The following is a 20,652-nucleotide window of genomic DNA, read 5'->3' as shown; positions in this document are numbered from 1 at the left end:
TCATTCCGCCGTGGACTGGCGGAATCCAGTGCCATGGATGGCAAGCTTTTGAGGCAAAGTAGATCCTGGATACAAGCATTACTTAATTCTGTGATGGCTTAACTTAATGGCAGTGACTCAAAAAATGGCTAACTTTATAGGGTATGGGGTGTGGCTAGCTGGGATGACGGCAGCACGGCGGTCCCTCGATAGACATACCCCATACCTTTTGTTATTAGACGGTTTTTTGATCAAAAGGGAGCATTACTCGATCCCCGCGTTAGCGACAAAATGCATCGTTGGAGGATGAAATTATCAATCGTTTTTATGATTATCTAAGGAGACTGCTATGCGAGCAGATATGTTGACGTCCGTGTTAACTGAGTTAAATGGAACATCAGCCGATATCGAAGCATCCGGTGTAATATCTACCGATGGTTTGATGATGGCTTGCGTATTACCGGCCGGAATGGATGAAGACCGGGTCGGCGCAATGAGTGCAGCAATGCTTTCATTAGGCGACAGAACAGCCCAGGAACTGGGGCGGGGCACGCTCGAGCAAGTATTGATCAAGGCCGACAGAGGCTATGTGCTGATGACTTATGCGGGCGAAGAGGCGGTGTTGACCGTACTGGCAAAACCCAATGCCAAGCTAGGTTTGATTTTCCTCGATGTCAAACGAGCCGCTCAACATATCTCCGAAATGCTTTAGACCGCCAAGCAACGATTAGGTGACCGACATGATACACGATATGCAACCCGAGTTTATCAAGGGCGAATACCAGGAAGCGACGCTTGAGCTTTACGGCGGTATTCGTCGCAGAGTGTTATATAACGAATCGGAAATACCCTACCCGGATGGCAAGTTAATCGTTTCGACGACCGACCCGGAAGGCATAATCACGCATGTCAATCAATCGTTCGTCGATATGTCGGGCTATACCGAGGCAGAATTGATTGGCGCGCCGCATTCCATCCTGAGGCACCCCGACATGCCTTCGGCGGCCTTCAAGGATCTTTGGGATACCGTCAATCGCGGCGATAAATGGCAGGGTTTTGTCAAGAATCTACGTAAAGACGGCGCATATTATTGGGTAAAGGCTACCGTGATCCCGAATGTTCGGCAAGGTAAAGTCGTCGGATACACTTCGGTTAGAAGAAAACCTTCACGAACCAAGGTGGAAGAAAGCATTAAACTCTATTCGGCTATGATACAACAGGAGCGCGCATGACTTTCAAATTCACTGTCAGTCCGGATTTTACGCCGGATCATCTATCCGGTTGGTATATCTTCAACACTTGGTTGCAAAAGCAAACCGATTCGGCGATACATCTGGAAATATACAACGACTTTCAATTGCAGCGGGAGGCGATTGCGCATGATCAAATCGATTTGATTTACGCCAACCCATTCGACGCAGCCATGCTGGTGCGAGAAAAAGGATTTATGCCCTTAGTGAAACCGCAAGGCGAATCCGATGAAGCGATCATTGCCGTCAATGCCGACAGTGCGATTCAATGTGTGACCGATTTAAAGCCTGGCACAAGAGTTTCCTATACCGACGATCCGGATGTGCGCCTAATGGGCATGATCATGCTCGAACCGGGCGATCTGGATGTCGGCAACATACAAGGCGTACCTTGCGATACCTACATATTAGTTGCGAAACATTTATTGCAAGGCGATGCCGATGTTGGAATTTTTTTGGCCGAGGCCTACGACGATTTATCCGAAATGATCAAAAAACGCTTACGAATTCTAGTGCGAAGCCAAATCGGCGTGATTCACCACTCCTTGATGATAGGCCCAAAACTCAAAGACAAAAAAGAATTATTCGAAAAGTGTTTGTTAAAAATGGCCGAGGAAACAAAAGGGGGTGGTGTATTGGAAAGCCTGGGTTTTAAAGGGTGGGAAAAAGTCGATGAGGAAGAAATGGAATTCATGATCGACTTGATGGATACATTGAATGTTTAATCTGAAATTTCGTGAAGCGCAGATACGATATTGTTTATTATGTTTTGGCATTGACATAGTATTTCAGCTAGTTATGAAAAAAGAACCTTATCTGTATATTTTTGCCGGCAATTTCGTGTAATTGGACGTCGCCAATTCCAGCCGTCATTCCGCCATGGACTGGCGGAATGACGGCTTTCCCTTAACTTAATGACAGTGCTCTCTAGCATGGGAAACAGCGGAAAAGCCTGTGGGAGCAACACCTACGTCGCGACAAGGAATAAGAGGAGCAGCAACGATGAACCTAAAATACAAGAACGACTCAGTATCGATACACGATTATCTGGAAGGCGAGCTGCAAAGCAAAATCAAACACGAATACATCGATGGGCAAGTCTATGCGATGGCCGGCGCGAGCACGAATCATAATCGCATCGTCGCCAACCTAAGCCGGGAATTGGGCAGTCATTTACGGCATACTGTTTGCGAACCGTTCGCATCGGATATGAAAGTACAAGTCGCCGAAGATTTTTATTATCCCGACGTGCTGGTTGTATGCAATCATCAGGGCAACGACTACGGCGTAACCGATGCGCCGATACTCATCGTCGAAGTCTTATCGAAAGCAACCCGAAAAATCGATCAAACGCTAAAAAGACAGGCTTATCAAAGCTTAGAAAGTCTGCAAGAATACGTCGTGATCGAACAAGACTTTGTCGACGTGGAAATATGCCGACGAAAAAACCATTGGCAATCGGAACATTATTTCATGGGCGATGAATTACACTTAGAAACAATCGATTGCCGTATACCGGTCGAAATGATTTACGAACGGGTCGAAAACGAAGATGTGCTGAATTATCTACAGCAACAAGCCAGCCCGATGCAGAATGAAAATTAAACTAACCCCCCTCAATCCGCATTTTACAAAGGGACAGACTGGTTTGTAATTCGCCGTTTGAATGTGGGAGCGACGCCTACGTCGCGATTTCGAGGCCCGAAAGGCCAGGTAACACTAAACGGTATCGAAGCCTAATGCGCTAACCCGACCTACGGCTTCTGCTATAACACATTCAAAATCCGAAATCAAGCACATGACCCGAAAAAAACTCCCCATCGGCATACAAACCTTCGAGAAAATCCGCGAAGACGACTATTACTATGTCGATAAAACGCGCTTTATATTGCAGTTAATCGACGAAGGCACGCATTATTTCCTATCCCGCCCGCGCCGCTTCGGCAAGTCCTTGCTTTTAGATACGATAGGCGAGCTGTTTGCCGGCAACGAAGCGCTGTTTAAAGGGCTGTATTGTCATGAGCGATGGGATTGGTCCAAACGCTATCCGGTGATTCGTATCAGCTTCGGAGGCGGCGTGGTGCGAAGCGTAGCGGATTTGGAGCGCCGCATACTCGCCTTATTGCGTACCAATAGAGAAAATCTCGGGCTCAACTGTAGCGACGAAACGGATATACCGGGCTGTTTTGCCGAACTGATACAAAATGCGGCCAAAAAAGCGAGTGAAAGAGTCGTCGTGTTGATCGACGAATACGACAAACCGATATTGGATAACATTACTAACCCGGCACTCGCCGCCGAAATACGCCATGGCTTGCGCAACTTATATTCGGTAATCAAAGACTCGGACGCCCACATACGCTTTGCATTTCTAACCGGCGTGTCGAAATTCAGCAAAGTCAGCTTGTTTTCCGGGCTCAACAATCTGCAAGACATCACTGTAGACAAACGCTACTCGGCCCTTTGCGGCTACACCGCCGAAGATGTCGACACGGTATTTGCGCCGGAACTGGAAGGGCTCGACCGCGAACAGATGCGCGAGTGGTATAACGGCTACAACTGGATGGGGGAGGCGGTCTACAACCCGTTCGATTTGTTGCTGTTATTCAGCACCCGAGAATTCAAACCGTTTTGGTTTGAAACCGGCACGCCGACGTTCTTGATCGATATCTTGACGCAACGCGGTTTTTTTCTGCCGACATTGGCTAGCCTGCGTGTCGATATTGCCTTACTATCGGCGTTCGATGTCGAACATATCGCCCCCGAAGCCCTGCTTTGGCAAACCGGCTATTTGACCTTTACCGGCAGCCGGACCATCGGTGCACGAATCGAATACACGCTCGGCTATCCGAATTTGGAAGTGAAAAGCGCGTTAAACGATGCCTTGGTCAAAGCCATGATCGGCAATCCGGGGCGGGCCAGCGAACTGGAAAGCCGGCTTTACGATCGACTCTACGCGAACGACTTCACCGGTCTGAAAACACATTTCGAAAGCCTCTATGCCAGCATCCCGAACGATTGGTACCGAAACAACCCGATCGCGCAATACGAAGGTTTTTACGCCAGCGTATTCTATAGCCACATCGCGGCCTTAGGCTTGGACATCATCTTAGAAGACGTCACGCACCAAGGCCGCATCGACATGGCAGTCCGATTCAACGAACAAATCTATCTATTCGAATTCAAAGTCGTCGAATTGGCGCCGGAAGGAAAAGCCTTACAGCAACTGAAAGACAAACGCTATGCCGACAAATATCGAAGCTTAAGCCAACCGATCCATTTAATCGGCGTGGAATTCAGCAAAGATAGCCGAACTGTTGTCGGCTTCGACGTCGAAACATCGCCATAATCGGGTGCGGAATAAAGTTATTGGCAGCGACGAATAAAAAGGTCCCTGATTAGCAAGATGCTTCAGCTTGCCGAAGCCAACTGTCCGAGCAGTGGCCAGTGGTAGCCACTTCTGCGGGACGGGTTATTTAACCCGTCCCCAACGTTTCGGTTTGCCCTAAACATTTCGGCTGACTTCGGCCAAAGTCAAAACGTTTAGGACGGGGTTGCAAACCCCGTCCTGCTAGGGATATGCTGGTTTTTGGGCTTTAGCTGAAGAAACTTGCTAATCAGGAAAAAGATAAGTATTCAGCCCCCTCTTTGAAAAAGACGACTGCAAGGATGCAGGAGGTAGGGCAATGCAGGAGCAATTGTCGAGGGGCTAGGGGAGATTTTTTAAATACCCCCCCCCTCAATCGCCCTTTTTCAAAGGGGGATGCCAACAATACGCCTGGATTGCGGTAATTTGCCAACGGGGTCTGAATACTTTCGTAAAAAGAGGTACAACGAAGATGAACCTGAAATACAAGATCGACTCAGTATCGATACACGATTATCTGGAAGGCGAACTGCAGAGCGAAATCAAACACGAATACATCGACGGTCAAGTCTATGCGATGGCCGGCGCGAGCACCAATCATAATCGTATCGTCGCCAATATACTCAGCGCTCTCCATGCTAAATTAAGAAAAACTCCCTGCGAACCGTTCGCATCGGATATGAAAGTACAAGTCGCCGAAGATTTTTATTATCCCGACGTGCTGGTTGTATGCAATCATCAGGGCAACGACTACGGCGTCACCGATGCACCGATACTCATCGTCGAAGTCTTATCCAAAGCCACGCGAAAAATCGATCAAACGCTAAAAAGACAGGCCTATCAAAGCTTGGAAAGTCTGCAAGAATACATCGTGACCGAACAAGACTTTGTCGACGTGGAAATATGCCGACGAAAAAACCATTGGCAATCGGAACATTATTTCATGGGCGATGAATTACACTTAGAAACAATCGATTGCCGTATACCGGTCGAAATGATTTACGAACGAGTCGAAAACGAAGATGTGCTGAATTATCTACAGCAACAAGCCAGCCCGATGCAGAATGAAAATTAAACTACCCCCCCCCTCAATCCGCATTTTACAAAGGGAGAGGCTGGTTTGTAATTCGCCGTTTGTATGTGGGAGCGACGCCTACGTCGCGATTTCGAGGCCCGAAAGGCCAGGTAACACTAAACGGTATCGAAGCCTAATGCGCTAACCCGACCTACGGCTTCTGCCAAAACACATTTAAAATCCGAAATCAAGCACATGACCCGAAAAAAACTCCCCATCGGCATACAAACCTTCGAGAAAATCCGCGAAGACGACTATTACTATGTCGATAAAACGCGCTTTATATTGCAGTTAATCGACGAAGGCACGCATTATTTCCTATCCCGCCCGCGCCGCTTCGGAAAATCCTTGTTGCTAGACACGATCGGCGAACTGTTCGCCGGCAACGAAGCGCTGTTTCAGGGACTGTACTGCCATGACCGCTGGGACTGGTCGAAACAGTGTCCGGTGATTCGCATCAGCTTTGCCGAAGGCGTATTACAAAGCCGCGAAGCGTTGGACGAACGGATTCGGGAAATATTGGCCGAACACGAAAAGTCGTTGCAATGCACACCGCAAGCGAAAAGCATCGCGGGCCGTTTTGCCGAATTGATCGAACAAACGCATGCCGAAACCGGGCAACGTGTCGTCATTCTGATCGATGAATATGACAAGCCGATTCTGGACAACCTGACCAAACCGGAAATAGCCCGCGAAATGCGCGATGGCTTACGCAACCTGTATTCGGTTATCAAAGGGCAAGACGCCCATATTCGCTTTGCCTTTCTGACCGGTGTCTCGAAGTTCAGCAAAGTGAGTTTATTTTCCGGATTGAACAACCTACAAGACATCACCGTCGACAAGCGTTATTCGGCCTTGTGCGGTTACACCGAAAACGATCTCGATCAAGTGTTTGCGCCGGAACTCGAAGGGCTGGATCGAAGGCAAATGCAAGACTGGTACAACGGCTACAACTGGCTCGGCGAAGCGGTGTACAACCCGTTCGATCTATTACTGCTATTCAGCACCCGAGAATTCAAACCGTACTGGTTCGAAACCGGCACACCGACGTTCTTGATTGACGTATTGACCGAGCGTGGCTTTTATCTGCCGACCCTAGAGCATATACGAGGCGATATCGCCTTACTGTCCGCATTCGACGTCGAAAACATCGCCACCGAAGCCTTACTCTGGCAAACCGGCTACTTGACTTTTACCGGCAGTCGAACCATCGGCGCACGTATAGAATACACGCTCGGCTATCCGAATCTGGAAGTGAAAAGCGCGCTAAATGATGCACTAATCAAAGTGCTGATCGGCAATCCGGGGCGCGCCAGCGAACTGGAAAGCCGGCTTTACGATCTGCTGCATGCAAACGACTTCGACGGCCTAAAAACCCATTTCGAAAGCCTCTATGCCAGCATCCCGAACGACTGGTACCGCAACAACCCGATAGCACAATACGAAGGCTACTACGCCAGCGTATTCTACAGTCACATCGCTGCATTAGGCTTAGACATCATCTTGGAAGACGTTACCCACCAAGGCCGCATCGACATGACAGTCCGCTTCAACAATCAGATTTATCTATTCGAATTCAAAGTGGTCGAATTAGTCCCGGAAGGAAAAGCCATACAGCAGTTGAAAGACAAACGCTATGCCGACAAATACCGAAGCTTAAATCAAGCGATCCACCTGATCGGCGTAGAATTCAGCAAAGACAGCCGTACGGTGGTAGGCTTTGAAGTCGAACAAGCGACAAGCTGATTTCCACTTGTGGGAGCGATCCCCAGATCGCGATTTCGAAGCCGAGAGCGTTAGGTGACAATAAATGACTATCGAAGTCACATTAGCTAAAATGGCAAGGCGGAATCTTCGAGTTATGAACAACGATGAGAACTAGTGAAACAACGCATGGCTCGACCAAGAAAAAACGGTCTTTCAATTAGCAGGCAACTTAAAACCACCGGCACTCATCGGACGTAATTATTCACATCCCCCTTATCGTTCCCACGCTCCAGAGCATAAGTATAAATATACCTAATTGTGCAAAAAGTAGCGATCGAGCGCTAAATGGTTGTGTTGTCCGGAAAGGCTATTGGTGTTTGAGCATTACTGGCTTCGATAGTCGCGATGAAGGCGCCGCTCCCACAGAGAGCGGCGGACGCTCTGTGGGAGCGATCCCCTGATCGCGATCTCGAGGCCGAAAGTGTTAAGTAACAATAAATGGTATCGAGGTCTCATTGGTTAAGGTTGCAAAAGGGTAATTTTTGACTTATGTATAACGATGAGCGCAGCGCGTGGGAACGATAATTGCCGGAGGACTGAATAGTTACCATCGGACATGTCAAATACAACTGAAACCGGATTGTATTCAATTTTCCAAGCGAGCATGCAAACTTGAGCTATCATAGAAACACAAAATCGAAAGAGGCGGCACATTGAGCAGAAAAGGCATCATACTCGCAGGCGGCAGCGGCACACGCCTGTACCCGATCACGATGGGCGTTTCCAAGCAACTCTTGCCGATATACGACAAGCCGATGATCTATTATCCGTTGTCGGTGCTAATGCTGGCCGGTATACGAAATATACTGGTCATCACAACGCCAGAAGATCAGGTACCCTTCCAACGCTTGCTTAAAGACGGCAGCCAATTCGGCGTTTCTATTACCTATGCCGTGCAACCCAAACCGGACGGTTTAGCGCAAGCCTTTCTAATCGGCGAATCGTTTATCGGCAACGATCCGGTTTGCTTGGTGCTTGGCGATAACATATTTTACGGACAAGGATTTACACCCTATTTAAGAAATGCGGCGGCCCGCGAAGAAGGCGCCACGGTATTCGGTTATCAAGTCAAAGACCCGGAACGCTTTGGCGTCGTCGAATTCGATAAAAACCTTAGAGCGCTATCGATAGAAGAAAAACCCAAAAAACCGAAATCCAACTTTGCCGTTACCGGGCTATATTTCTACGATAACCAGGTCATCGACATCGCCAAATCGGTGGAACGCTCGCATCGCGGCGAACTGGAAATCACCAGCGTCAATCAAATATATTTGGAGCGTGGGCTACTCAATGTCCAACTGCTGCGACGCGGCTTCGCCTGGCTCGATACCGGAACTTACGAAAGTTTGCTGGAAGCCGCGCAATTCGTCGAAACGATTGAAAAACGCCAAGGCTACAAAGTCGCTTGTCTCGAGGAGGTCGCCTGGCGCAACGGCTGGTTGAGCGATGAGGAATTGCTGAAACAGGCGGCCGTTTTATCGAAAAATAGTTATGGACAATATTTGCAAGAATTAGTCAAAAGCGGGCTTTAATGATGAGCAATTCAAAATATACATCGGTATCGGTTGTTGTCCCTGTCTATAATAGCGAACAAACACTGCCGGAATTAATCGCTAGACTGAGAGAAGTGCTTAGTCCTACAACCGAGGCATTCGAAGTTATCCTAGTGAATGACTGTAGCAAGGATAATAGTTGGCAGGTTATAGAAAAGCTGGCTGAACAGGATACGGCGGTATTAGGCCTGAGCCTGATGCGTAATTACGGGCAACACAACGCATTATTGGCGGGTATCATGCGAGCTCAATACGATTTCATCGTTACCATCGACGATGATTTACAAAACCCTCCGGAGGATATTCCAAAATTACTTGATGCATTGGTCGAAGGCCATGATGTCGCCTATGGGAAGCCACAAAAGAGAAAACATTCGTTGTGGCGGAATTTATCCTCGAAAATCGTCAAGGGATCTTTGCGCTTAGCGCTTGGTGCTGACATGGGGTCGAAAAGTAGCGCATTTCGAGCATTCAGAAGCGACTTGAGAAAGGGGTTTACACAATTTGCGGACGCCCAGGTTTCTATCGATGTCTTGCTGTCGTGGACGGCTAACCGAATCGCCGCAATCAAGGTAGCCCATCAGCCCCGTCAACATGGACGTTCCGGATATACAATGCGTAAATTGCTGTCGCTGACATTAAGCATGGTAACCGGTTACTCGACTGCACCGTTGAGATTTGCTAGCAGTTTAGGCTTGTTTTCGGCATTAGTGGGGGTTGGCATCTTTTTGTATGTCTTGATACTGCGTTTTGTTCATGAGGTCAGTGTTCCAGGTTTTACTTTTATTGCAGCCGAAATTGCAATGTTTGCCGGCATGCAGCTATTTACGATCGGCGTGATCGGCGAATATCTGGCAAGGCTCCACTTTCGGACGATGGGAAAACCGCCTTATACGATACGTTCCGAAACAACCTCAAGAACTCATCAACCCAAGAACAACTGATGAATTTAGCTATTTCTGAAATCGATTCTAATCGATTTGGATTGAAAATAGGCCGAGCATTTGATTTAACTGAAGTCGAACAAGTTTCTGAAATCGAGAAATTCATCAAGCATCATAGTCTAGATTGCCTGATTGTAAGATGTTCCAGTACGGAGATGAAAATTATTCATGCTTTGGAAAAGATTGGATTTCATTTGATGGAAGGGCGAATACGATTTATTTATCATGAGGTTAGTCTAAAGCCGAACTTTCCTATTATCCCGTTAAGCGAAAACATCCAAATTCGAGCTGGCGCTGAAGACGATGAGCTCGAGCCGTTGGTCAGAAGCGCCTATGCCGGATATAAAGGACACTATCACCACAATCCTGCTCTGGACGAAAATGAGTGCGATAATGTTTATGTGGATTGGGCTTTGAATTCATTGACGAATATATCGAGCGATAACTATTTCAGTGTCGTTGAAAAATCTGGCAAACTTATTGCATTCGCAAGCGGCAACAAAGGGGAGAATGGAAGTTTTATCGGCGGGTTGTTGGCGGTTGATCCGAAAGAGAGAAAGCAAGGACTAGCCTCCGCGCTTCATTATCACCGACTACAATGGTGTAAAGACAAGGGTTTTGATTCCGTCATTGTTGCAACTTCGCTCAATAATTGGACTTATCAGAACCTACTTATAAAGCTAGGTTATTCAGTATTGGACACGGATTTAACTTTTAACTGGACGTATGTCGCCAACAAAGAGAAAAAATAAGTGAAAAAAGCATTAATACTGGGAATCGGTTCGGCACAAGTTGATGCGATTCAATATCTTAAAAAACATGGATGGTGGGTTATAGGGTGTAGTTATCGCAAGGAAGGTCCGGGTTTGGACTTAATTGATCATTTTGAATTAATTAACATTACGGATGTTAATAGTATTCAACAGCTTGTAAATAAAGAGGGTATAGATCTCGTTTATTCAGTCGGATCGGATTTAGCGATGCCATCTGTAGCAGAGATTTCGGACCGTTTGGGTTTGCCAAGTTTTGTTAGACCGGGTACCGCAAAGTTACTTCAGAGTAAGACAGAGCTCAGAGGTTTTTTGTCAAAAAACAATATAAGTCCTGTTAACTATCGAGTAATAAAAGACGCTACCGATATCCAAGGATGGGATTTTTATCCTGCTATGCTTAAACCGACCGATAGCCAAGGTCAACGCGGCATTTCACGGGTCGAATCGTACGAAGATATAACGAATAATCTGGATTCTGCTTTGAACGCTTCTCGAACTGGTATTGCAATTTTAGAAGAAGTACTCGAAGGGCCAGAAGTTTCGGTCAATGCTTTTGTTGTCGATGGTCAGGTCGTTCTTAGCGAGGTTTCGGATAGGTGGGTACTTTCAGGTTATCCCGGGGGGATACCGCAAGCACATATCTTGCCGACGCAAAAAGCAACAAATATCCTTATAAAGGAAACCAAAAACTTAGTAAAACAGTGTATCCATGCCTTGGATATAAAGAACGGACCGGTTTACTTTCAAATTATCCTTACTTCCCAGGGGCCTAGAATCGTCGAAATTACGCCCCGGCTAGACGGCTGTCATATGTGGCGCCTCATCAAAGAAGTAACCGGTTACGATTTACTTGACGCATCATTTCGTTTATTGACAGGGAAGCCAATCAAACCATTTGTAGGCTATGAAGAATTTTCTGTTTCAAGTTTGGTGTTTTTATACCAAGCCCCAAACACTGAATTCTTAAAGAATAATCATCATTTACCTTCTGATGTTTTATATAAAGAATATTATTTTCAGGAAGGTCAGCGCGTACCGGCAATCAATGGTCAAATGGAAAAAGTAGGCTATTACATAAAAAGAGGATTACCATGAAAATAGCGGTGACAGGTGCTTCAGGAATGCTGGGCGACGCATGTATTCGACGCTTTGTTGAACGTGGCGATGATGTGTTTGCATTAGCACGGAAACCTTTTGACAAGGAATATTCGGGCCCCGGAAGTGTTAGTCAACAAATAACAAATTACAGCCAGGATGATCTCAAACTTTGCTTTAAACAAGTCGATGCGATTGTGCATTTAGCGGCGACGCGGCCCAATGCTGAAGCAGATGCTTTGGGTTTTCAGCCTTATTTTGAAGCGAATGTAAAGACGACTGAAAATATATTACGTGTTGCAAATGAATTGGGTATCCAACGATTTTGTCAAGCTTCATCGATATCAGTGTATTCATCTGTCAATTCTGTTCCTTTTCGGGAGTCCGATTTTCCTGTTGCTTTAAATTTTTATGGTGCCAGTAAAATCGCATGCGAACAGATGGCGATGTTATATGCTAAACAAGGCGCTATGCGAACAATCTCTTTGCGTATAGCGCAGATATTGGGTAACGATCAATTGCAATCCGGCAAAATGCTGATGAAGTTTATGTCTTTGGCACGTTCTAAACAAGCACTGCCTTTATGGGGTGAGGGACGAGGCGCACGTGATACGGTTTATATTAAAGACGTAGTTTTAGCTATAGAAGCCTCCATTGATAATAATGAAGTTAACGGGATTTTTAATATCGGAGGGGGACGGGCAATTACAAATCGTGAAGTTGCTGAAACTATTAATCTTGTCTTCGGTAATGAGGGTAATTTGTTTTTTGATCGAACCCATCAAGAGAGTGATCGTGAATTTTATATGGATTGTTCGCGTGCTGAGTCTGAGTTGGGATGGAAACAACAATGGTCGCTGCTTTCGGCAATTCAAGATTTGTGTTAGGTAGATTGATTTATGGATTATTCAAAAATTAAAACTAAGCGTGCAATAGGGTGCTTCTTTTGATTGAACGCCGACAAGTAACATTAATTCTCAAGTTTAGCATAGCGATTACTGCTTTAATTTACGTGGTGTATTTGGTCGACTGGGAACGTTCTATAAAGGTTTTAAGACAAGCCGATATCCGTTGGTTATTGTCGGCGTTTGGACTTTCATTACTAGGCATATGTTTCGCCGCATTCCGATGGGTTATTTTACTGCGGGCTGCACAAAAACTTTATAGTGTTGTTTCTGCGTACCGAGCTTATTTAACGGGTACTTTTTACAGTTTGGCAATGCCTGGTGTAATCGGTGGCGATGCCACAAGGATTTGGTTATGTCATCGAGCAATCGACGCTAGTATATCACTGGTGGCCGCTACAGTATTACTGGAGCGTGTCCTGGGCGTATTGGCATTATTATTTCTATTGAGTGTTGGTATTTCTTTTTTTCCGATTACGACACGCGGATTGGGTGTGGGAATTGTTCCAACATTGGCGCTATCGGGATTGTGCGGCATTATTGCGTTACCGTTTTTGTTGAGACGGTTTTCGATTAGTCAACAATTTCAAGGGCGCTGTGCTGATAATCGTTTTATAACTTGGGTTTTAAAAGCTTCTAAAGGACTAGCGCCACTTAAAACTGTAAGAGTAACTCATTTACTATCTGCATTAATCCTTTCGGTTATTTTTCAATTGTTTGATATAGCTGTCACTTACAGTATTGCGCAGGCACTGGAAATCAAGTTGAGTACTTCGATGCTGTTAGTGGCTATGCCCATTGTTTATTTAGCGACTGTTTTACCGATTTCTCCGGGAGGGCTAGGTGTTCGAGAAGGCGCTTTGGTGTTTGTGTTAGCGCAATTTGGTATTTCTGCCGCCGATGCCGCACTTTTGGCTTTGACAGTGTTTGTCAATAGAGCAGCCGTTGGAGTCTTAGGTGGTCTTCAATATTTGGTTGGCGGTAAAAAAATAAGTGCAAAAAAAGTTAGGTAGTTAACTAATCGTTGGTTTTACTTTTAACATCATCCTAGATTTATGAGAAATATAAAATTCTTATGAAAACCCCCTTCAACAAACCTTACATGACCGGCCGCGAGCTTTGGTATATCGCTCAAGCGCATACGATGGGGCATCTATCCGGCGACGGCAGTTTCACCAAAAAATGCCATGCTTGGTTGGAGCAGAAAACCGGCACTCGGAAAGCGTTGTTGACTCATTCTTGCACTGCTGCATTGGAAATGGCGGCGATTCTGGCCGACATTCAGCCTGGCGACGAAGTGATCATGCCGTCCTATACTTTCGTCTCGACTGCTAATGCCTTCGTTTTACGCGGCGCGGTGCCGATATTTGTCGATATTCGTCCGGACACGCTGAATATCGACGAAACGCTAATAGAAGCGGCCATTACGCCGCGCACCAAAGCGATCGTTCCTGTGCATTATGCCGGTGTCGGTTGCGAAATGGACGCGATTATGGAGATTGCCGAACGGCATGATTTATTAGTCATCGAGGATGCCGCGCAAGGTATCATGTCGACCTACAAGGGAAGACCGCTCGGTACGATCGGGCATTTGGGCGCTTACTCGTTTCATGAGACCAAGAACATCATTTCCGGCGAAGGTGGCGCGCTGTTGGTTAATGATACGCGTTTCGTCGAGCGCGCCGAGATCATTCGCGAAAAAGGCACGAACCGCAGTCAATTCTTTCGAGGCCAAGTCGACAAATACACTTGGGTCGATGCCGGCTCATCCTATTTGCCGGGCGAGGTCATCGCGGCCTTTTTATGGGCGCAAATGGAAGAGGCGGAAGAAATTACGCGAAAACGTTTGGCGATTTGGGATCGATATCACGAAGCGCTTGCCCCAATGGAGGCGTCAGGCAATTTGCGCCGCCCGATAATCCCGGCAGAATGCCGTCATAATGCCCACATGTACTATGTTCTTCTCGAATCCTTGGAGCAACGCACCGAGACAATCGCCCGATTAAAAGAGCAAGAAATCTATGCGGTATTTCATTACGTGCCGCTGCACAGTTCGCCGGCCGGTTTACGATATGGGCGAGCGGTTGGCGATATGCATAATACCAGCGAACTGTCGGATCGATTGTTGCGTTTGCCGTTATGGATAGGCGTGGAGCCGCAATTGGATAATGTCATTAAGAGTATTTGCACCTAAATTGTTAGGGTTTTGGAAAAGATATGTGATTTTTGAATTCTGCTTATAACTTTGTTTTCAGCAATCCATTATTGCCCTTTGGTCATGTCGGCATTATATACATTGTACTCTTTACTAGGTTACTGAAAGTTCCGCTTAATCATGAGAGTATAAATTAATAATTATTGAGTTATATGGAATTAAATGAATAGTTTGCATGGGGTTTCATTGAATTGTCGTTCAGCCATAGTAAAAAATATTGCAATGCTTACCTCAATATTAATGTTTGCGCTGATCTTAAGGTGTGTTTTTTATACCGGTTTCATGGGGTCTGATGAGGTTGTATACAATGATGCAGCCTTTGGGATATTAAATGGGGATTGGCCGGTTTCCAATTATATTGGCGCAATTAGGTATGGCGTTAATATTCCAGTCGCCATGTCCATGGCTTTATTTGGAGTGTCCGAGTGGTCAGCTAATTTGTGGTCATTACTATGTTCGTTAGGCGAAATTGTTTTAGTTTATATATTTGGTAAGCGCGTTTTTGGAGAAAAAGTTGCGGTAATGTCGGCTTTTTTGTTGGCGGCGCTTCCTCTACATGTACATTACGCCGGTAGAATGATGGCTGATTCGCCTTTAGCCTTTTTTATAACGTTGGCTTTTTTTCTTTTCTATTATGCGGAACAAAGTAATTCGAAAAAACAATATTTCTACTGTGGGGCCGCGCTAGGCTTTGCGTATTGGATAAAATCAGTAGTTCCTATTCTGGCCTTGCCTATATTTTTATTGTATGCCGTTGCCTATAGGCGATTCACTATTAATTGGATATGGATTATATTAGGTGCTTCATTATTGGTTTTTCTGAATATGATGCTTATGTGGAAAGTTACTGGTAATCCACTGCATGTTCATGTTAGGCCGGGTAAATCGGTCGACAATATTTTAAATGACCCTTCTAAGATTACTGATCTTAGTTACTATTTTGATTATTTATTTATAAGGGTTAATCATACCTGGCTACTGGGCCCGTTGACAGTTCTAGGAGTTTATAAATTGTGGGTCGATAAAAGGCTGTTCAGTAGAGAAGTTATTTTATTGTTATCCTGGATTATAGGATATATTTTAGTTCTTACATTTACAGTGATTTCTTTTAATCCCTTCATGTGGATTTTTAAACAGCCAAACTACATGCTTTTGTTTGTAGCACCTATGTCCTTAATATCAGGCTATTATTTGGCAAAAATTAAAATTTTTAATCAATTTTTATTGATCTCGTTATATTTTTTTGGGAGCGTTATTTTGTCGGCTCTCGTTCAGCAGTCAATAAGGGTTTTTGTTTCTAATAGTTATGCTGCTGCCGAATTTTCACGAACTGTAGATGGTATTCCTGTTTATGGGTCCCAAAATAATTTTATGGTTGCCCGCTCAATAGATGACTTCTCCCATGATGGAAAAAAAGAGATTGTCATAAGAAGTTTAGATCAATTAACTCAAAATAAATGGGTCGATGCACAAGATAATCAATCCGATGTTTCGGCTTACGCAATTTTAGATATGCAGACGATTACATGGGGAAAAAATCCAGACTTGACGCCTGAAAAAGTTCCAACATGTTGGCGTTATACAGGACGGCTTGAACCAACTGGTTTTGGTATGGGCGAAAAGTTTATTTTTTGGGTTAGGAAATTATTTTATTTTTCCGGTGTGAATATGTTATCTAGCTATGTATTAAAAGAAACAGAACTCTTATATAGACCGAAACCTGCCTATATTTATGCTATTCCAAAGGATTGCAATTTTACAATTTAAATGGCAGTAGTTTTAGTCTATGATTATTTATGTATAGTAAATATTTATACTCCCCACAAAAATTCTATTTTTAAAACCCCCCAAGAATTTTTTTGTGAAGTATGCAACTAAATGATCACGACTTCAATCTGTAAGTATTCATTCCCCTCTTGGAAAAAGAAGTGATAGATGAGAATTTTATATAAATCCCCTCGATCCCATTTTTTCAAAGGGGGAGGCTAAGTCACCAATTTTTTTAATGCAATGGGGTTCTCTTTACAAGTTGAAGATAAGATGAATACATGAAAAAGAAACCGGTTATCATTAGCGCTATCTTACAAATAAGCCCTGTATTGCTTTTCTGCGCGGGTGATCGAGATACAGGTAAGGAAAGTACGATTTGCAATTATGACTTGAGTTTTAATAATAAATAATTAATCGATAAATAATTGAAAATCATAAAATTCATCCTAAATTTATTGCGTGCCTAGATTCCCCTTATCACTAGAAAAGCATGTCTGGCGTCATCGGCGTTTGGTTTCGGTCATTACTGTCGTTGCGATCATACAACTGTTCGAATTGGCCTTACTACAAGTCAAATACGATATCTTTATCGGCGGCGGTTTTTTACAGCCTTATGCTTATCTCACACTGTTCGAAAGACTCGGTTTTATCCTTTTGTCGTTATGGTACGACTTCGTTCTGTTCGGTTTAATTGGTGTTGCTTGGTTTTATATCGCCGACCGGCTCAATAAATCCGGAATTCTGATTTACTATAGCTTCACCGTGATAATATTGCTGGGCATGGGGATGTGGTTGGGGCTTAAATTCAAAGTCCTGTCCTATTTCAACGATACGATCAATTATCAAATCATCGCCAATTTGGGGGGCGGAAGTCTGCGTGACGGTTTGCTATATGCGGCGAACGAAATCGTCTTGTTTGCCGGCACGATGGCCGGGTTGGTTGTATTGTTCATCTTAATCGCCCGGTTTTTAAAGAATCATCAATACGTCCGCGACTATCATAACGCGCTTTCGCAGTCGCATTGTTTCAAATGGACTTTGACGATCATGACCTTGATTACTCCATTTTTAACCTATGCGGTGTCGGACAGCGACTATTGGCGATACGGTCTCTCTAAAAAAACTTCCTACAACTTGATCACGGGCGGACTCGATCTGCTGACCGATTTCGACCGCGATGGCTACGGACTGTTCGGCTATCCGAAAGACCCGGCACCATTTGACAAGAGCATTTATCCCGGCGCAATCGATATTCCGGGCAATCAAATCGACGAAGACGGCATCATGGGTGACGCGCAATTGATACCGTTAACGCCCGATCCATTACACAGCATCGAGCCTCGTCCGGGCAAAAACATTATCCTGATCGTCTTGGAAACCGCGCGATTCGACCTACTTAACAAACAGCTCAATGGCCGCTACGTTGCGCCGGTGATGCGCGAAATCGCCCGAACAGGCACCTCGGTAGACTACGCCTTCAGTCATACCGGTTATACGACGACTTCGTTGATGGCGATATTCAACCGCGAACTGATTTACCACGATCATCGCTTCAAACTGCTCGATTATTTGAAAAAAGCCGGCTACGGCATCTCAATTATTTCCGGTCAAGACGAATCGTTCGGAGATGTAGCTACCTTTACCGGCATGAACGCAACGGGCAATTATTATTTCGACGCTCAAACTGCGATAGAAGATCGCGTATTTCCGAGCAAAGATCCAGGCAGTTTAAGACTCAGCGAAGAGCGAGTCGTTGCACAGTTTCAAAAGCGTTTTGCCGAACTAAATTTTGAACAACCGCAATTTATCTATCTGAACTTTCAAGCTGGACACTTTCCGTATTCTCATCCGACGATGCAAAAAATTCTGATCGATCAATTCATTCCGCGTTCGCAAATTCGCGCCGAAAACCGCGAATGGGTTACGGCAACTTATTGGAATGCGATAGCCAATGCCGACTGGGCGGTCGGGCAGGTGGTCGAGATGCTTAAAAGCAAAAATCTCTACGACCAAACCATATTGGTCATACTAGGCGATCACGGCGAATCGTTATTCGAAGACGGGTTTCTCGGACACGGTCATGCGATCAACGACGCGCAAACGCATATACCGCTCGTATTCAACGATCCCAATATAGAAGTACAAGAAGCGATAGGGCAGATCGATGTCGCGGAAATGGCGATTCGCTCGGCATTCGGATTGCCGAACCAATGGCTTGACCAAGAGAAAACTGTCTTTCAATTAGTCGGCAACTTAAAATTGCCGGCACTGATCGGGCATGTTCAATACGGCGGAGACCGGGTTGTATTCGATTTTCGGTCTGAACAAGCATTCATGAGCGGTCTACAGCAATGGAAGCCCTATCAAGATTGGCTGGAAGATCCGCAACAAAAAGAGCGCATGACCAATATCATTCGCGAATGGGAAAATTTAAAATGGCATGAGTTTGAATACCGGCAGCGGACGAAATTTCCGAGTGCGCAATCATTCATACATAAACATTGAATTATGATGTTTAGAATTAAATTATGATTGTTAGTTTAATCCGCGCGGAATCTATCCCAATCTATTTAGGATGGTGTATATGAATAAAGTTTTCTTTGATGTGATTTTACACTATCGCGATTAGCAATTTCTTCTAGCGCAAATTTCTTTACTAAAACCGAAATAAATATCAAGTGATAAAGTAAATCCCAATAGCATAGTCCTAAAAAAGCGGTTCCTATCATGTAGCAAATTAGCGATGTTCTGAGCGCAAAACAATAATTCCCTACCCATTCCATGCCATCGTATTTTTTCATTTTTTTGGGTAAAAATGTCAAGTTCCATACTGTTCCGAGAATCATTGAAAGCCAAATTCCAAACGCAACGAAACCGTGTTCTGCAAACATTCGAACATAAGAGCTATGAAAATCGCGCTTTGTAATAAACCACCATGTTCCAAAGCCGCCGCCGGTAAAAGGATGTTTTAAAGTATGATTCCATCCATCGATCCAAACTTCGATACGTCCCATCGCGGAACCGTCTTGTTCATATGTCTCAATGGTATGCATACGGCCAAACCATTCTTCAGGTAGATAAGGAATGATTGCAAAAACACCAATTACAACCAATGGAATGCTAAGTAGCTTATGTTTGCTATTCCATACCAACATCAGAGTTAGAGCCGTCATCGTAAGTAAAGCACCGCGTGACCAGGAAGATAGGGAAGCTAGATAAATAATAGGGATCGAAAAAAGTACTCCTTTCTTTATCAGATGATGTGATGATTCATTCCTCCAAAGCAAAAGAAATGGAATAATCATCAACATCGCAACTGCAAATTGGTTATTGTCAAAAAATTGTGTGTTGGGTGGTCCGTAAACTCGATTTCCGAAGCCGGTTAGTATTGCCCAAATACCGCCTTTAACAGCAACGACGCCGATTGAAAGACCAATGGTAATAATTAAATAATAAAGTTTTTCTCGCGTGTTGATTAAAATGAGAGTGAAAATAAAAGGAAGGTAAATTTTTGTAATATTCCAGTATTCTTGCCAGACGAAAGGCGCATAAGCTTGTGTGCTCGTGAAACCGAAATATAACCAAAGTAAAACGAAAAAAATAACACGCCAGTCGCTTGGTACCGATTGCCGGTCTTTAGTCGTAAAAGTACGAAATGCCACGACCAAAAATAGAACGTAATAAACCGGCAAAGATCGGACAAACCCCCAGGCATAAGCGTGAGGATTTAAATAGCTGAATATAGCTAGTGACAAAACTCCCCACCACGGTTTTTTGATCGCGGCAAGAATACAACAAATCAGGAAAATAAGTACAACGATGTCACGCATGGTATTGATTCAATTGACTGATGGGTCCGGTCCGGTGTTAGAAATCTTAAACTAGATGTGTTTTAAAAGACAAATTTTAGTTTGATTAATCAGCCTTTTTCATCTTTTACTGAAGTTTAAGGATAGGTA

At 44.7% G+C, this 20,652-nt stretch carries 17 protein-coding genes; 16 read left to right on the top strand and 1 reads right to left on the bottom strand.

Going from position 1 to position 20,652, the window contains the following annotated elements:
* The first annotated feature begins 328 nt into the window (after window positions 1–328).
* The 16 genes from METBU_RS0108610 (at window position 329) to METBU_RS0108530 (ending at window position 19,198) form a co-directional block, all read left to right on the top strand.
* Window positions 329–691, top strand: a complete 363-nt coding sequence (locus tag METBU_RS0108610; RefSeq protein WP_017840233.1) for a roadblock/LC7 domain-containing protein — start codon at window positions 329–331, stop codon at window positions 689–691.
* Window positions 692–719: 28 nt separating this feature from the next.
* On the top strand, window positions 720–1,211 hold the full coding sequence (locus METBU_RS0108605; protein ID WP_017840232.1) for a PAS domain-containing protein: 492 nt from the start codon (window positions 720–722) through the stop codon (window positions 1,209–1,211).
* On the top strand, window positions 1,208–1,954 hold the full coding sequence (locus METBU_RS0108600) for a phosphate/phosphite/phosphonate ABC transporter substrate-binding protein (protein ID WP_017840231.1): 747 nt from the start codon (window positions 1,208–1,210) through the stop codon (window positions 1,952–1,954). The genes METBU_RS0108605 and METBU_RS0108600 overlap by 4 nt, the downstream gene beginning before the upstream one ends.
* Window positions 1,955–2,231: 277 nt before the next feature.
* Window positions 2,232–2,834 carry a Uma2 family endonuclease gene (locus tag METBU_RS0108590; protein WP_017840229.1) on the top strand — a complete coding sequence of 201 codons (603 nt, stop codon included), beginning with the start codon at window positions 2,232–2,234 and terminating at the stop codon, window positions 2,832–2,834.
* Window positions 2,835–3,027: 193 nt separating this feature from the next.
* Window positions 3,028–4,578, top strand: a complete 1,551-nt coding sequence (locus METBU_RS0108585; RefSeq protein WP_017840228.1) for an ATP-binding protein — start codon at window positions 3,028–3,030, stop codon at window positions 4,576–4,578.
* A gap of 490 nt (window positions 4,579–5,068) precedes the next feature.
* Entirely contained in the window at window positions 5,069–5,671 is a 603-nt protein-coding gene (locus tag METBU_RS0108580) for a Uma2 family endonuclease (protein WP_017840227.1), read from the top strand.
* A gap of 195 nt (window positions 5,672–5,866) precedes the next feature.
* The gene (locus METBU_RS0108575) at window positions 5,867–7,417 is read left to right on the top strand and encodes an ATP-binding protein (RefSeq protein WP_017840226.1); all 1,551 of its coding nucleotides are present in this window, start codon (window positions 5,867–5,869) and stop codon (window positions 7,415–7,417) included.
* 674 nt (window positions 7,418–8,091) lie between these two features.
* Window positions 8,092–8,970 (top strand): glucose-1-phosphate thymidylyltransferase RfbA, encoded by an 879-nt coding sequence (rfbA, locus tag METBU_RS0108570; RefSeq protein ID WP_017840225.1) that lies wholly within the window; start codon window positions 8,092–8,094, stop codon window positions 8,968–8,970.
* Window positions 8,971–8,972: 2 nt separating this feature from the next.
* Window positions 8,973–9,935 (top strand): glycosyltransferase family 2 protein, encoded by a 963-nt coding sequence (locus METBU_RS0108565; RefSeq protein WP_040575571.1) that lies wholly within the window; start codon window positions 8,973–8,975, stop codon window positions 9,933–9,935.
* Window positions 9,935–10,687, top strand: a complete 753-nt coding sequence (locus tag METBU_RS0108560) for a GNAT family N-acetyltransferase (RefSeq protein WP_017840223.1) — start codon at window positions 9,935–9,937, stop codon at window positions 10,685–10,687. The genes METBU_RS0108565 and METBU_RS0108560 overlap by 1 nt, the downstream gene beginning before the upstream one ends.
* Window positions 10,688–11,803, top strand: coding sequence for an ATP-grasp domain-containing protein (locus tag METBU_RS0108555; protein WP_017840222.1), 1,116 nt, complete (start codon window positions 10,688–10,690; stop codon window positions 11,801–11,803).
* A complete protein-coding gene (locus tag METBU_RS0108550) occupies window positions 11,800–12,690 on the top strand; it encodes an NAD-dependent epimerase/dehydratase family protein (RefSeq protein ID WP_017840221.1) in 891 nt (296 codons plus the stop codon). The genes METBU_RS0108555 and METBU_RS0108550 overlap by 4 nt, the downstream gene beginning before the upstream one ends.
* A gap of 59 nt (window positions 12,691–12,749) precedes the next feature.
* Window positions 12,750–13,721: a lysylphosphatidylglycerol synthase transmembrane domain-containing protein gene (locus METBU_RS0108545; protein WP_175421667.1), complete on the top strand. Its 972-nt coding sequence runs from the start codon at window positions 12,750–12,752 to the stop codon at window positions 13,719–13,721.
* Between the two features lie 62 nt (window positions 13,722–13,783).
* Complete coding sequence (gene rffA / locus METBU_RS0108540) at window positions 13,784–14,902, top strand: dTDP-4-amino-4,6-dideoxygalactose transaminase (protein WP_017840219.1); 1,119 nt, start codon at window positions 13,784–13,786, stop codon at window positions 14,900–14,902.
* 183 nt (window positions 14,903–15,085) lie between these two features.
* On the top strand, window positions 15,086–16,690 hold the full coding sequence (locus METBU_RS0108535; protein ID WP_017840218.1) for a glycosyltransferase family 39 protein: 1,605 nt from the start codon (window positions 15,086–15,088) through the stop codon (window positions 16,688–16,690).
* Between the two features lie 462 nt (window positions 16,691–17,152).
* Window positions 17,153–19,198, top strand: coding sequence for a sulfatase-like hydrolase/transferase (locus tag METBU_RS0108530; RefSeq protein WP_235726396.1), 2,046 nt, complete (start codon window positions 17,153–17,155; stop codon window positions 19,196–19,198).
* Window positions 19,199–19,263: 65 nt separating this feature from the next.
* Here the strand turns inward: METBU_RS0108530 and METBU_RS0108525 are convergent, their stop codons facing one another.
* Window positions 19,264–20,523 carry a putative O-glycosylation ligase, exosortase A system-associated gene (locus METBU_RS0108525; protein WP_017840216.1) on the bottom strand — a complete coding sequence of 420 codons (1,260 nt, stop codon included), beginning with the start codon at window positions 20,521–20,523 and terminating at the stop codon, window positions 19,264–19,266.
* Window positions 20,524–20,652: the final 129 nt, after the last annotated feature.

Origin of the sequence: Methylotuvimicrobium buryatense 5G, from assembly GCF_000341735.1 — a bacterium.
Lineage (GTDB): Bacteria > Pseudomonadota > Gammaproteobacteria > Methylococcales > Methylomonadaceae > Methylotuvimicrobium > Methylotuvimicrobium buryatense.
The sequence above is the reverse complement of the archived record's forward strand: the minus strand, read 5'-3'. Positions and strand labels throughout refer to the sequence as shown.

Bases quoted from the DNA above. Each gene is read 5' to 3' on its own strand.
- METBU_RS0108610 (WP_017840233.1), top strand. From the start codon at position 329: ATGCGAGCAGATATGTTGACGTCCGTGTTAACTGAGTTAAATGGAACA.
- METBU_RS0108605 (WP_017840232.1), top strand. From the start codon at position 720: ATGATACACGATATGCAACCCGAGTTTATCAAGGGCGAATACCAGGAA.
- METBU_RS0108600 (WP_017840231.1), top strand. From the start codon at position 1,208: ATGACTTTCAAATTCACTGTCAGTCCGGATTTTACGCCGGATCATCTA.
- METBU_RS0108590 (WP_017840229.1), top strand. From the start codon at position 2,232: ATGAACCTAAAATACAAGAACGACTCAGTATCGATACACGATTATCTG.
- METBU_RS0108585 (WP_017840228.1), top strand. From the start codon at position 3,028: ATGACCCGAAAAAAACTCCCCATCGGCATACAAACCTTCGAGAAAATC.
- METBU_RS0108580 (WP_017840227.1), top strand. From the start codon at position 5,069: ATGAACCTGAAATACAAGATCGACTCAGTATCGATACACGATTATCTG.
- METBU_RS0108575 (WP_017840226.1), top strand. From the start codon at position 5,867: ATGACCCGAAAAAAACTCCCCATCGGCATACAAACCTTCGAGAAAATC.
- METBU_RS0108565 (WP_040575571.1), top strand. From the start codon at position 8,973: ATGAGCAATTCAAAATATACATCGGTATCGGTTGTTGTCCCTGTCTAT.
- METBU_RS0108560 (WP_017840223.1), top strand. From the start codon at position 9,935: ATGAATTTAGCTATTTCTGAAATCGATTCTAATCGATTTGGATTGAAA.
- METBU_RS0108550 (WP_017840221.1), top strand. From the start codon at position 11,800: ATGAAAATAGCGGTGACAGGTGCTTCAGGAATGCTGGGCGACGCATGT.
- rffA (WP_017840219.1), top strand. From the start codon at position 13,784: ATGAAAACCCCCTTCAACAAACCTTACATGACCGGCCGCGAGCTTTGG.
- METBU_RS0108535 (WP_017840218.1), top strand. From the start codon at position 15,086: ATGAATAGTTTGCATGGGGTTTCATTGAATTGTCGTTCAGCCATAGTA.
- METBU_RS0108525 (WP_017840216.1), bottom strand. From the start codon at position 20,523: ATGCGTGACATCGTTGTACTTATTTTCCTGATTTGTTGTATTCTTGCC.